We start from the raw sequence: 12,597 nt of genomic DNA, 5'->3' as shown, positions 1-12,597 counted from the left end.
CGCGCGTCGGCGCGGTGAGCGGGCCGGAGCGGCCCTAGGCGAGCGGTCCCGTGACCGCCTCCGCCGCGGTGACGAGGTGCCCGCCCCGGACGAACGTGTCCGCCGCCGCCAGGTCGGGCGCGAGGAAGCGGTCGGGGCCGGGGCCCTGGACGCCGGCCGCGCGCACGGCCTCGATGACGGCCTGCGACGCGGGGGCCGGGGTCAGGCCCTCGCGCAGCTCGATCGCGCGGGTGGCGGCGTACAGCTCGATGGCGACGATGCGGGTGAGGTTGTCCACGGCCGTGCGGAGCTTGCGCGCCGCCGACCAGCCCATGGACACGTGGTCCTCCTGCATCGCGGAGGACGGGATGGAGTCCGCGGACGCCGGTACGGCGAGCCGCTTCATCTCGCTGACCAGGGCGGCCTGCGTGTACTGGGCGATCATCAGCCCGGAGTCGACGCCGGCGTCGTCCGCGAGGAACGGCGGAAGCCCGTGCGAGCGGTTCTTGTCGAGCAGGCGGTCCGTGCGGCGCTCGGCGATGGAACCGAGGTCGGCCGCGGCGATGGCGAGGAAGTCGAGGACGTACGCGACCGGAGCGCCGTGGAAGTTGCCGTTCGACTCCACGCGTCCGTCGGGCAGGACCACCGGGTTGTCGACGGCCGAGGCCAGCTCGCGCTCGGCGACCGTGCGGGCGTGGGCGAGGGTGTCCCGTCCGGCGCCCGCGACCTGCGGGGCGCAGCGCACGGAGTACGCGTCCTGCACGCGCGGCGCGTCGTCCTGGTGGTGGCCGGTGAGCTGCGAACCCTTCAGCACGGCCAGCATGTTGGCGGCGGATGCGCCCTGTCCGGGGTGCGGGCGGATGGCGTGCAGCTCGGGGGCGAGGACCTTGTCCGTGCCGAGCAGGGCCTCCAAGGAAAGGGCTGCGGTGACGTCGGCGGACTTGTAGAGCGTGTCCAGGTCGGCGAGGGCCATGACGAGCATGCCGAGCATGCCGTCGGTGCCGTTGAGGAGGGCGAGGCCCTCCTTCTCGCGCAGCTCGACGGGGGCGATGCCGTGCTCGGCGAGCAGCTCGCCGGCGGGCCGGACGACGCCGTCGGGGCCCTCGGCGTCCCCCTCACCCATGAGGGTCAGCGCGCAGTGGGAGAGCGGTGCAAGATCGCCGGAGCAGCCGAGCGAACCGTACTCGTGCACGACGGGGGTGATGCCCGCGTTCAGGATGTCGGCCATGGTCTGCGCGACCTCGGGCCGCACGCCCGTGTGTCCCGAGCAGACGGTCTTGAGCCGCAGGAACATCAGCGCGCGGACCACCTCGCGCTCGACGCGGGGGCCCATCCCGGCGGCGTGCGAGCGGACGATATTGCGCTGGAGCTGAGCGCGGAGTTCGGGACTGATGTGCCGGGTCGCCAGGGCGCCGAAGCCGGTCGAGACGCCGTACACGGGATCCGGTTTGGCGGCCAGCGCCTCCACGATCCCGCGGGCCGCGGCGAGGGCGGCCACCGCCTCGCCGGAGAGCTCGATCCGGGCGCCGCCGCGCGCCACGGCGAGTACGTCGGACGCGGTCACGCCCGCCGTCCCCACCACCACAGTGTGCATATCCATATTCAGGAGCGTACGCACTGAATTCGACGATGTCACTAGTGGGTGGGCGGTTGACCCCTTACTCCGAGGTACGTCACAGGAGTGGGCCCACGCCGCCCGCGCCCCGGCGGTTCACGGCCGCGGTTCGTGCCGGCCGCGGAAGCGGCGACGTTCCCCGGCGGCGGGCGACGGGGTGTCCGCGAGGCGTACGACCGGGTCGTCCGGTCCCTCGCGCCCGGCGACCACCGGATTCGTGGCCCGCACGGCCTTCGCTCGGTACTGGGCGGCGTCGGCCAGCCGGAAGAGCCTGCGGGCCGACCGTACGGGGCCGATGGGGTCCTCGGTGGAGGCGACGCCGCATGCCACGCCGTCCCCGAGCTCCAGCTCGGCCGCCCGGCGGCACAGCTCGTCGGCGATCCGGACGACGTCGTCGGCCGCGGGGCCGACCGCGAGCAGACAGAACTCGTCCCCGCCCAGCCGGGCGGCCAGCGCGCCGGGGAGCATCGCGCCGCACAGCGACAGCACGGACCCGAAGCGTTCCAGCAGGCGGTCGCCCACGGCGTGTCCGCGGGTGTCGTTGACCCGCTTGAGGCCGTTGAGGTCGCAGACGACGAGACTCACCACGACGCCGTCGCGGCGGTGCAGCTCGACGGCCTCGTCGAGGCGTACGTCGACGGCGCGGCGGTTCGCCAGGCCGGTCAGGGCGTCGGTGAAGGCCAGCCGGCGGGCCTCCTCCAGCCGCTCGGTCTGGGCGATGCCGGCGGCCACGACGGAGGCGAGGACGGTGGCGAAGTCGGCGTCGTCGCCGTCGAAGACGCGGTCGCCCACCGGGCGGGCGACGTACAGCTCGCCCCAGGCGCGGCCGTGCAGGACGATCGGGGCGACGACGCAGCAACCGCGTCCGCGGCGGCGCAGCGCGGCGACCCGCTCGTGGCAGTACTCGGCGCGGCCCTCGGCGGGGCCCTCCGCGGTCTCCACCCAGGCGTTGGGCTCGCCGCCACAGGCCCAGCGCTCGTGCAGGAACTCGGTGATCTCCGGGAACTGGTGCACGGGGTAGGCCTCCCCCTCGGGGAACTCCACCTCGTCGGCCGCGCGCTCGCCCACGTTGACCAGGACGCGGAGCCGGCCGAGTTCGCGCTCCCACACGGAGAGCGCGGCGAAGCTGCCGGTCAGCGCGCGGCACGCGCCGAGTGCGGCGGCCCGCCAGGACTCCCGCGGGCTGTGCGCCGCCGCCATCCCCTGCGCCAGCGCCACCACGGCCTTGAGCCGTCTGTCCTCTCCCATCACCACAGGCTAGGTAAATTTCCGACAATTAGGGCACCCAGCCAAGGAACACACGTCCGACTGGCGGTACCGCCCACCGGCCCAGCCCTCGCGGCGGGCCGGCGGCGGGGCGCCCGTGAGCCATCGCGAGCTGTGGGCGATCGTGCCGGGTGGCCCCGGAGAGCGGGGGCGGCGACAGCGAGGCGGGGCGCCCCACCGACACCGCGCCGCACCCCGCCGAACCCCAATCCGCAGGTCAGAGGATTGCCCGCGAGCGGCGCAACCCGCCAGGCACCGACGCCGCGCCGCATCCGCGGCTGCACGCCCCCTGGGGGCACACCCTCCGCGCCTGCGGTGAAGGCCGGGGCCCCGCACACGCCGCGCACGCTGCGGCGGCGCGCCACACCCCGCAGGCGAGCGGCCCCGCCCCTGCCCTCGGCCCGCCCGCAGCCAAGCGGCTTACGCCCGCAAGCCGGGCGCGAACGTGACGCCGCCCCGGGACGGGCGCCCTCGCCGGGCAGTCGCGAGCCGCGCATGAGCCGGCCGGCCGCGCGACCCGTCCGGGCGTCGGCGCCGCGCCCGTCCCGGCGCGCCGGGCATCCATGTCCCGGCTGTCCCGGCTGTCCCGGCGTGGCGCGGGACCCCCGTCACTCCCCCGGCCAGTCCGGGGTGCGCTTCTCGTTGAAGGCGGCCACTCCTTCCGCGCGGTCGCCGGAGAAGGCGACAGAGCGCCACGCGGCGTCCTCCACCTCGAGGCCCGCGCGGAGGTCGAGGCCGTGCCCCAGCCGCAGTGCCCGCTTGGCGGCCCGCAGGCCGACGGGCGAGTTCGCGGCGATGCGGGCGGCGAGGGCGAGCGCCTCCGCGCGGTCCCGGCCCTCGTCCACCAGCTCGTCGACGAGGCCCAGCTCCCGCGCCTCCTCGGCCCGCAGCCGCCGCGCCGTGAAGATCAGCTCAGCCGCACGGGCCGCACCCACCCGGCGCGGCAGCAACTGCGTTCCGCCCCCGCCCGGGATCACCCCGACGGACACCTCGGGCAGCCCCACCACCGCCGTACGGTCGGCCACGATCAGGTCGCAGGCCAGCGCGAGTTCGAAGCCTCCGCCGAGCGCGAACCCGTGCACGGCGGCGACGGTGGGCATCGGCAGCTCCAGCACCCCGGTGTAGGCGGCCCGCGCCACCGGACGCTGGCGCACCAGATCCGCGTCGCTGAAGGAATTGCGCTCCTTGAGGTCGGCGCCGACGCAGAAGGCGCGCTCGTGGGTGGAGGTCAGCACCACCACCCGCACGTCACGGTCGGCGGCAAGGGCGTCGCAGGCGCCGGCCAGGGAGCGGGCCATGTCCGTCGACACCGCGTTCATGGCCTTGGGCCGGTCGAGCGCGAGCTCCGCGACGTGGCCGGGCCCGTGCCGCCGTACGACGACGAACTCCCCGAACCGACGTTCGTCCCCTTGCTCCGCCATGACGCCCTCCTGGTGAACGCTGGTTAACTTCCGACGTTCCGATCATCCCAGCCGGGCCCGCCCAGGAAAAGGCGTCCCACTGCGCGATGCTCCCCGTTCGGGTGACAACACCCCCGACTCCCCCCGTACACGCGCAAGCGGTGCATAACCTGCGCACCGCCACAGCGCACCGGGGAGCGCCGACGCATCGGGGAGGGATCGCCATGGCGGACACAGCGGAAGCGACGGAACCGGCGGGCACGGCGCGGGCGGCGCGGATGCAGGCACCAGGGGGCGTACAGGACGGCGCTCCTCTGTGGACGCGCCCCGCCCGGGGACGGCACCGCAGGCCACGGCCGCGCCGGGCGCTCGTCGCCGTCGGCGGCCTCGCCCTGGCCGCCGGCGCGCTGAGCCTCGTACGGCCGGCGCACGATCCGCTCGGCGGGGGTACGGGAAGCGCCGAGGCCGGGCCGCGCGGTTCCGGAACGGCCGACGACCCGGCGGGCGGCACCACGGCGGCCGTCAATCCGGCTCCGCCGACGGGTGCCGCGTCGGCGACGGCGGTGATGGGCGGCGCGGGCCCGACCCCGACCTCGGGTGCGACGGTCGTACCGCCACCCACCGCGCGCACGCCCTCGCCGTCCCGGCCCGCGGACCCCGCGACCGCCAGGACCGGCATCCCCGAAGCCCCCGCGGACCCGGTGACCCCGAAGCCGCCCGCGCCGTCCCGGCCACCGGCCGCCTCGTCCGCCCCGCGGCCCGCCCCGGGCCGCAGCACACACGCCCCGGCACCGGCTCCGGACCCGCGGCCGGACGGCCCGGGCCTGTGCGTCCCGCTCATCGGCCTGTGCGTCGACCCCTTGGCCGGACTGCCGCGTCCCGGCGGCTGAGAACCGCCCCGCCCATCCCGTCGTCACCCGAAGACCGGCGTCGGGGCGGGCGCTCGCGCCTAGGGTGCCGCGTCCCGGCGGGTGAGGAGCCAGGGCTCGACCACGCCGAGCCCGCGCACCGGCCGCTGCCACATCGGCTGGAGCGCGAAGCGGTAGACGGGCGGCTCCTCGCCCTCCTTCTCCGCGGCGGCCGCGGCCTCGGCCGCCTCCGCCTCGGAGGCGGGCGCGTCGGTCGTGCGGATCAGCTCCTCCGCGAAGGCCCCGTCCACCAGGACCGCGTCCCGCGGCGCTATCGACGTCAGCCGGCTCGCCAGGTTCACCGTGGTGCCGAAGACGTCACCCATCCGGGTCGTCACCGTGCCGAAGGCGATGCCGACACGCAGCTCCGGCATCGTCTCGTCGTTCGCCATCGTCTCGATGAGGCGCAGCGCGATCTCGGCGGCCACTCCGGCGTCGTCCGCCGCGTAGAGCACCTCGTCGCCCAGGGTCTTGATGAGCCGGCCGCCGTGCGCGGCCACCAGGTCGGCGGCGGTGGTCTCGAAGGCCTCGACGAGTTCGCCGAGCTCCTCCTCCTCCATCCGGCGGGTCAGCCGCGTGAACCCGACCAGGTCCGCGAAGCCGACGGCCAGGCGCCGGTCGACCATCTCCTCGTCGTCCGCGGCCTGCACGACGCGGCCGGTCGCGGCGGCGAGCTGGCGCCGCCACACGTAGACGATGAACTCCTCCAGTTCCGGCAGGAGCAGCTCGACCAGGGGGTACGTCACCTCGGTGCGGGTCATGCCCGGCTCGGGCGGCTCGGTCAGGCCCTCCAGGAAGGAGTCGATCTGCCACTCGGCGAGCCGCGCCGTGGTCTGTCCGGTGGAGCGGGCCACCTGCACGGCCATCGCCTCGCTCAGCAGCCCCGCCTCGACGAGACCGGCGAGGCGGCGCAGGGCGAGGACGTCCGCCTCGGTGAGCGCCTTGGCCTGGCCGATGTCGGCGAAGCCCATGGCCCGCCAGAAACGGGACGCCAGCTCCATGGAGACGCCCGCGCTGCGGGCCGCCTGGAAGGGGGTGTAGCGGCGCTCGGCACCGAGGATGAGCTGTTCGAGCCGCAGGGCGAGCGGGTCACCCTCCGGCGCCTGGCCGTCCTCGGCGTCCACCCGGTCGTGGGTGTCGGACCGGCGGGCCGGTGCGTCCACCCGGTCGTGGGTGCCGGTTTGGCGGGCCGGTGCGTCCGTCCGGCCGTGGGTGTCGGACGGGCCGCGCGGCCCGTCGGCGGCCGGTCCGGCGGCGTGCCCCGGCCCGGCGGCGTCGGGATCGGGGTGTGCACCCGTGCCGGAGCCCGTGTCGTCGACGGTCACGCCTGCTGCCCTTCCGATCTGCCGCGGTCAGGTATCGACCGCGCTCAACTCTACGGCAGGTGTGCGCTGGCTCACTCCTGACTCGTACGGTCGTGGGGCCGGTCCCGAAACCTTTCGCTCCGGCCGCCCTCTCCCGCGCCGACCTGGGACTCCTGCCCCGGGTCCCGCTTCTCGAACGCCACGGGGTCCGGCCGCGGCCGCCCGGCGGTCAGGCGGGCCGCAGATGCACGATGTCGCCCGCACCCACCGGCTGCTGCACGCCCTCCTCGGTGGCCAGCACCAGGCGGCCGTCCCCGTCGACGGCCACCGCTTCTCCGGTGATCGACGTGTCGCCGGGCAGTTCGGCCCGGACCACTCGCCCCAGGGTCGCGCACCCGGCGGCGTACGTCTCCTGGAGACCCGACCGCGCGGGGTCGCCGCCCGCCGCCCGCCACTTTCCGTACCACTCCTCCAGCGAGCGGAGCAGGGACCGCAGGACGGTGTCGCGGTCCGTCGACACCGCTCCGGCCAGCGCGAGCGACCCGGCTCCCGGCACCGGCAGCTCGTCCTTGCGCAGGGTGACGTTGAGGCCGATGCCGATGACGACGCCGTCGGGGCCGGCCCGCTCGGCGAGGATGCCGCCCGCCTTGCGTTCCTCGCCGTCGACGGTGACCAGCAGGTCGTTGGGCCACTTGAGTGCCGTGTCGACGCCCGCGGCGCGGGGCAGCGCCGTCGCCACCGCGACCCCGGCGAGCAGCGGGAGCCAGCCCCAGCGCTCGACGGGCACCTCGGCGGGCCTCAGCAGGACGGAGAAGAAGAGGCCCGAGCGGGCCGGCGCGCTCCACCGGCGGTCCAGACGTCCGCGCCCGGCGTGCTGCTCCTCGGCGACCAGGACGGCCCCTTGGGCCAGGGTTCCGGCCCGCGCGGCCAGGTCGGTGTTGGTGGAGCCGGTCACGGGTACCACGTCGAGCGAGGACCACAGGCCGCCCTCGCGCACCAGCGCCCGGCGCAGAGCGGCGGCGTTCAAGGGCGGGCGGTCCAGGTCCGACCAGCGGCTGCCGCGGGGGGCGTTGCCGGGCTCGTCGTTCGCGTCTGAGGAATCTCGCGGCGTCATGCAACCCACCCTAGGTGTGGTAAACGCCGCACTGCCGAACGGTATGCGCGCCACTACCCTACGAGTCAGTAGCAAGCCTGAGCACATCACCCTCACGTCCCCACTGAGCAGGCAGGGAGCCGCATCCCGATGTCCGAGCCGGAAGAGCTGCACCACCCCGACATCCACACCACCGCGGGCAAGCTCGCGGATCTGCAGCGCCGCATCCAAGAGGCGACGCACGCCGGCTCGGAGCGCGCCGTCGAGAAGCAGCACGCCAAGGGAAAGCTGACGGCGCGTGAGCGCATTGAACTGCTCCTCGACGAGGGTTCGTTCACCGAGCTGGACGAGTTCGCCCGGCACCGCTCCACCGACTTCGGCATGGAGGACAACCGCCCGTACGGCGACGGTGTCGTCACCGGGTACGGCACGGTCGACGGCCGCCCCGTCGCGGTGTTCTCGCAGGACTTCACCGTGTTCGGCGGCGCCCTGGGCGAGGTCTTCGGGCAGAAGATCATGAAGGTCATGGACTTCGCGCTGAAGACGGGCTGCCCGGTCATCGGCATCAACGACTCCGGCGGCGCCCGCATCCAGGAGGGTGTCAGCGCGCTCGGCATGTACGGAGAGATCTTCCGCCGCAACACCCACGCCTCGGGCGTCATCCCGCAGATCAGCCTGGTCGTCGGCCCCTGTGCGGGGGGCGCCGTCTACTCGCCGGCCATCACCGACTTCACGGTCATGGTCGACCAGACCTCGCACATGTTCATCACCGGCCCGGACGTCATCAAGACCGTCACCGGCGAGGACGTCGGCTTCGAGGACCTGGGCGGCGCCCGTACGCACAACGCGACGTCCGGCGTGGCCCACCACATGGCGGGCGACGAGAAGGACGCCATCGAGTACGTCAAGCAGCTGCTGTCGTACCTGCCGTCCAACAACCTCAGCGAGCCCCCCGTCTTCCCCGACGAGGCGGACCTGACGCCGACGGACGAGGACCGCGAGCTGGACACGATCGTGCCGGACAGCGCGAACCAGCCGTACGACATGCACACGGTGATCGAACACGTCCTGGACGACGCGGAGTTCTTCGAGACGCAGGCGCTCTTCGCGCCGAACATCCTCACCGGCTTCGGCCGGGTCGAGGGTCACCCGGTGGGCATCGTCGCCAACCAGCCGATGCAGTTCGCGGGCTGTCTCGACATCGACGCGAGCGAGAAGGCGGCGCGGTTCGTGCGGACCTGCGACGCCTTCAACGTCCCGGTCCTGACCTTCGTGGACGTGCCGGGCTTCCTGCCGGGTGTGGACCAGGAGCACACGGGCATCATCCGCCGCGGCGCCAAGCTCATCTACGCGTACGCCGAGGCGACCGTCCCGCTGATCACGGTCATCACCCGCAAGGCCTTCGGCGGCGCCTACGACGTCATGGGCTCCAAGCACCTGGGCGCCGATCTCAACCTGGCGTGGCCGACCGCGCAGATCGCGGTGATGGGCGCGCAGGGCGCGGTGAACATCCTGCACCGGCGGACCATCGCGGCCGCGGAGGCCGCCGGCGAGGGGGAGGCGACCCGGGCCCGGCTCATCCAGGAGTACGAGGACGCTCTCCTCAACCCGTACACGGCGGCCGAGCGCGGCTACATCGACGGTGTGATCGAGCCGTCCGACACCCGCGCCCATGTCGTCCGGGGCCTGCGCCAGCTGCGGACCAAGCGGGCGTCCCTGCCCCCGAAGAAGCACGGCAACATCCCCCTCTAGCCCCCTGGGAGCGGTTATGACGATCAAGGTCGTACGGGGCAATCCGACCCCGGAGGAGCTGGCCGCCGCACTGGCGGTGGTCCGGGTGCGCGCCGCGGCGGCGGACACGCCGTCCGGCGCGCCCCACGAGCCCGAGGCGTGGGCGGACCCGGCACGGGTGGCGTCCCGCCGCGTGCCCGCCCCCGGCCCGAAGGCGTGGGGCCGCACCTACTGGCCCGGCTAGGGCCTGCCCGGTCGGGGCCCGCCCGGTTGAGGCCTGCCCGGTCAGGGCCCGCCCGGTCCTTCAGAGGAGTTCCGCGACGGCTTCGGCCATCACCGCGTATCCGGCGTCGTTCGGGTGCAGGTGGTCGCCGAAGTCGTAGGCGGGGTGCAGCCGGTCCGGGTCCGCGGGGTCGGCGAGGGCCCGGCGCAGGTCCACCACCGCGTCCCACTCCCCGGCGCAGCGGATCCACTCGTTCACTTCGTGGCTCACCTTCGCCGCGTGCTCGCCCCAGTGGTCGGAGCCGCCGAACGGGAGCAGGGTCGAGCCGATCACCCGCACGCCCCGGGCGCGGGCCTGCCGTATCAACGAGCGGTAGCCGTCGATCAGTTCACCGGCCTCGACGACCGGGGCCGGGTGGTAGGTGGGCTGTTCGCCGGTCTCGCTGAAGCCGATGTCGTTCAGCCCCTGCAGGACGACGAGCGTGTCGACGCCGGGATGGTCGAGGACGTCGCGGGCCAGCCGGTGGACGCCCCTCTCGCCGTACCAGGCCGAGTCGTTGAGCAGCAGGTTGCCGCCGATGCCCGCGTTGAGCACGGGCCGTCCGGTGCACCGCGCGAGCGCGTCGGACCAGCGGCGGTCGGCGTCCGGTGTGGAACCGAAGCCGTCGGTGAGGGAGTCCCCGAAGAGCGCGACGGCGTCGCCGCGGCCCGCGTCGACCTCCACGGCCGTCAGGAAGTACCAGGACTCGTCGCTCTCGTCGAAGCCGTCGCCCGTGACGTCCTCCACCCGGTCGCCCGCGCCCCGGTATCCCGTCGTGAAGGCCTGGGCGTGGAAGGTGGCGGGGCCGGTGACGGCGTCGAAGTGGAGGGTGACGGTCAGTGACTGTCCCGCCTTCATTCTGAGCGGCACCGGGTCGCTGACGGCGCTGCCGCCCGCCGGCACCACGACGTCGTCCGCCCCCTGGAAGGCCAGCCGCCGGAGCGAACCCGGTTCGACGGCGGCTCCCGCGGCCGTACGGGCGACCGTGGCGCCCGCGATCCGCAGCGGCGAGGCCCCGTAGGCGTGGGAGAGACGGACCCTGAGGCGGTCGCCCGCCGCGGTGACGCGGACGGTCTGACGCAGCGACTGACGCCAGAAGCCTTCTCGTGAACGGTTGGGGGTGAAGCCCTCCGCGGGGCGCTGGGGCGACGCGGTCCAGGCGGTGGTGAACATGCAGTTCCCTCCCTAAAAGGGACCGGGGTTCCTTTAGTGACGCCCCTGACGGTAGCAGGCAGTGACAGTTAATGAAACCTCAGAACCATTAGGGAAGTTGAGTACGCGTACTCAGGCGTCCGGAATCCCCGCTACCGCACGATCGGAGACATGCTGTGGTCCGACCCCGAGAACGAGCCGCCCGACGAACTGCGCGACATGCAGGACAAACTGCGCCGCCTCGGCGTCCTCATGGCGCTCGCCATGGTGCTCGCGATGATCGTCCTCGGCGTGCGGTGACCGCGCCGCGTCCGCCGGGACCACGCCGATACCCTGGCCGCATGACCGATCAGCCGCGCCGCCGCCTCGTGCTCGCCTCCCAGTCCCCCGCCCGGCTCGGCCTGCTGCGACAGGCCGGTCTCGATCCCGAGGTGATCGTGAGCGGCTTCGACGAGGACACCGTCACCGCCCCGACCCCCGCCGAACTCGCGCTCGCGCTCGCCGAGGCGAAGGCCTCCGTGGTCGCTGCGCGGCCCGAGGCGCGGGGCGCACTGGTGATCGGCTGCGACTCGGTCCTCGACCTGGACGGCGAGGCGCTCGGCAAGCCCGCCGACGCCGAGGAGGCCACCGCGCGCTGGAAGGCGATGCGCGGCCGGGCCGGGACGCTCAGGACCGGGCACTGCGTCCACGACACGACGGCCGGGCGCCACGTCTCGGCGACCGCGTCCACCGTGGTCCGCTTCGGCGAGCCCACCGACGCCGAGATCGCCGCGTACGTCGCCTCGGGCGAACCCCTCCACGTGGCCGGGGCGTTCACACTCGACGGACGCTCGGCCCCGTTCGTCGAGGGCATCGAGGGCGACCACGGCAACGTCATCGGCATCTCCCTGCCCACAGTGCGCCGGCTGCTGGCCGAACTGGGCGTGGGTATCACGGAGTTGTGGGCGCCGCGCGACAGGTGATCAGGTGGCGGAGGGGGCCGGGGGCGCCGGGACCGGTGCTCCCCCGCCGTCGCCGCCCTTCTCCGGCGAGGCGCCCGCCGGGACCGTCCGGCGGTCGTACGCCATGAGGACGAGCACGATCAGGGCGAGCACCGCCATCATGAAGGCGAACGCGCTCCAGCCGACCAGGCCCACGGCGAGGGCGCCGAGCAGCGCGTGCACCACGGCGGCACTGATGAGCAGGATGCGGCCGATGCCGGCCGGGGGCCGGTCGCGCAGGGCCACCAGCAGCGCGGCCAGGCCGCACAGCGCGAAGTAGAGACCGAAGACCAGCCCGCCGGCCTTCGAGGAGACGGACATCTTGTGCGGGTCGAGCCCGGCCAGGGACATGTCCTGCCGGTCGACGACCATCCCGAGGTACCAGTTCAGCAGCGCAATGCCGACCGCCTCCACGAAGAGCACGATCGCCGCCACCCACGCCGCCGGTCTGCGCACCACCGGTCCCCACCCACTTCCGCGTGCTGTTACCCCAAGTACGTCCGAGAAGTGAACGCTACTAACGGGTAAACCTCGGGACAAGAGCCCGGCGGAGGGCAAAGAATCATTGGGCCATTCGTAGGGACTCCACAAAGAAACCCTGTGGGGCGCGGCACGCTCTCACAGAGACCTTGACCACATCGGAGGGCTAGGGTTCACGGGAGGATTCCCTCGTACCACGGTGCGACAAGGGTTTTCGTCGGTCGAGCGGGCCCCGGATCACGCTCCGTGTGGGCAAGCTCACCACTGGGGACGGGTCGAAAGGTCGTGTCGGCTGTCCCTAAACTCGGCTTGTTTCAAGGAGGGAGCCATCGTGCGCAAGGTGCTCATCGCCAACCGTGGCGAAATCGCTGTCCGCGTGGCCCGGGCGTGCCGGGATGCCGGGATCGCGAGCGTTGCCGTCTATGCC

General features: G+C 73.7%; 13 protein-coding genes. 6 read left to right on the top strand and 7 right to left on the bottom strand.

The features are described 5' to 3' along the window. Positions 1 to 34: 34 nt before the first annotated feature. The 3 genes from hutH to ACFYP4_RS18105 form a co-directional block, all read right to left on the bottom strand. Positions 35 to 1,573 (bottom strand): histidine ammonia-lyase, encoded by a 1,539-nt coding sequence (hutH, locus tag ACFYP4_RS18115; RefSeq protein ID WP_358851767.1) that lies wholly within the window; start codon positions 1,571 to 1,573, stop codon positions 35 to 37. Positions 1,574 to 1,690: 117 nt separating this feature from the next. Beyond that, positions 1,691 to 2,842, bottom strand: coding sequence for a diguanylate cyclase domain-containing protein (locus ACFYP4_RS18110; protein WP_388786266.1), 1,152 nt, complete (start codon positions 2,840 to 2,842; stop codon positions 1,691 to 1,693). 626 nt (positions 2,843 to 3,468) lie between these two features. Continuing rightward, a complete protein-coding gene (locus tag ACFYP4_RS18105) occupies positions 3,469 to 4,281 on the bottom strand; it encodes an enoyl-CoA hydratase-related protein (protein ID WP_358851756.1) in 813 nt (270 codons plus the stop codon). 203 nt (positions 4,282 to 4,484) lie between these two features. Between ACFYP4_RS18105 and ACFYP4_RS18100 the strand changes: the two genes are divergently transcribed. After that, the gene (locus ACFYP4_RS18100) at positions 4,485 to 5,150 is read left to right on the top strand and encodes a hypothetical protein (protein ID WP_388786264.1); all 666 of its coding nucleotides are present in this window, start codon (positions 4,485 to 4,487) and stop codon (positions 5,148 to 5,150) included. A gap of 59 nt (positions 5,151 to 5,209) precedes the next feature. Here ACFYP4_RS18100 and ACFYP4_RS18095 read toward each other — a convergent pair whose 3' ends face one another. Continuing rightward, the gene (locus ACFYP4_RS18095) at positions 5,210 to 6,493 is read right to left on the bottom strand and encodes an adenylate/guanylate cyclase domain-containing protein (RefSeq protein ID WP_388786262.1); all 1,284 of its coding nucleotides are present in this window, start codon (positions 6,491 to 6,493) and stop codon (positions 5,210 to 5,212) included. A 208-nt stretch (positions 6,494 to 6,701) separates the two neighbouring features. Further along, positions 6,702 to 7,586 (bottom strand): biotin--[acetyl-CoA-carboxylase] ligase, encoded by an 885-nt coding sequence (locus ACFYP4_RS18090; protein ID WP_388786260.1) that lies wholly within the window; start codon positions 7,584 to 7,586, stop codon positions 6,702 to 6,704. Between the two features lie 129 nt (positions 7,587 to 7,715). Here ACFYP4_RS18090 and ACFYP4_RS18085 point away from each other — a divergent pair, with 129 nt between their 5' ends. Further along, positions 7,716 to 9,317, top strand: coding sequence for an acyl-CoA carboxylase subunit beta (locus ACFYP4_RS18085; RefSeq protein WP_388786258.1), 1,602 nt, complete (start codon positions 7,716 to 7,718; stop codon positions 9,315 to 9,317). A gap of 16 nt (positions 9,318 to 9,333) precedes the next feature. After that, positions 9,334 to 9,540 (top strand): acyl-CoA carboxylase epsilon subunit, encoded by a 207-nt coding sequence (locus tag ACFYP4_RS18080; protein ID WP_358851760.1) that lies wholly within the window; start codon positions 9,334 to 9,336, stop codon positions 9,538 to 9,540. 60 nt (positions 9,541 to 9,600) lie between these two features. Here ACFYP4_RS18080 and ACFYP4_RS18075 read toward each other — a convergent pair whose 3' ends face one another. Further along, on the bottom strand, positions 9,601 to 10,731 hold the full coding sequence (locus ACFYP4_RS18075; RefSeq protein WP_388786256.1) for an SGNH/GDSL hydrolase family protein: 1,131 nt from the start codon (positions 10,729 to 10,731) through the stop codon (positions 9,601 to 9,603). Positions 10,732 to 10,881: 150 nt separating this feature from the next. Between ACFYP4_RS18075 and mmpB the strand changes: the two genes are divergently transcribed. Beyond that, a complete protein-coding gene (gene mmpB / locus ACFYP4_RS18070; RefSeq protein WP_358851762.1) occupies positions 10,882 to 11,010 on the top strand; it encodes a morphogenic membrane protein MmpB in 129 nt (42 codons plus the stop codon). A gap of 41 nt (positions 11,011 to 11,051) precedes the next feature. After that, on the top strand, positions 11,052 to 11,672 hold the full coding sequence (locus tag ACFYP4_RS18065; RefSeq protein WP_358851763.1) for a nucleoside triphosphate pyrophosphatase: 621 nt from the start codon (positions 11,052 to 11,054) through the stop codon (positions 11,670 to 11,672). Here the strand turns inward: ACFYP4_RS18065 and ACFYP4_RS18060 are convergent, their stop codons facing one another. Next, positions 11,673 to 12,149, bottom strand: a complete 477-nt coding sequence (locus tag ACFYP4_RS18060; RefSeq protein WP_358851764.1) for a hypothetical protein — start codon at positions 12,147 to 12,149, stop codon at positions 11,673 to 11,675. A gap of 352 nt (positions 12,150 to 12,501) precedes the next feature. Here ACFYP4_RS18060 and ACFYP4_RS18055 point away from each other — a divergent pair. Continuing rightward, positions 12,502 to 12,597 (top strand): biotin carboxylase N-terminal domain-containing protein (locus ACFYP4_RS18055; RefSeq protein WP_279617129.1); only part of this gene is annotated, 96 nt, incomplete at its 3' end.

The sequence above is a fragment of the Streptomyces sp. NPDC005551 genome (assembly GCF_042871785.1).
Classification (GTDB): Bacteria; Actinomycetota; Actinomycetes; order Streptomycetales; family Streptomycetaceae; genus Streptomyces.
Note: the sequence above shows the minus strand (reverse complement) of the source record. Positions and strands in the feature narration are given on the sequence as shown.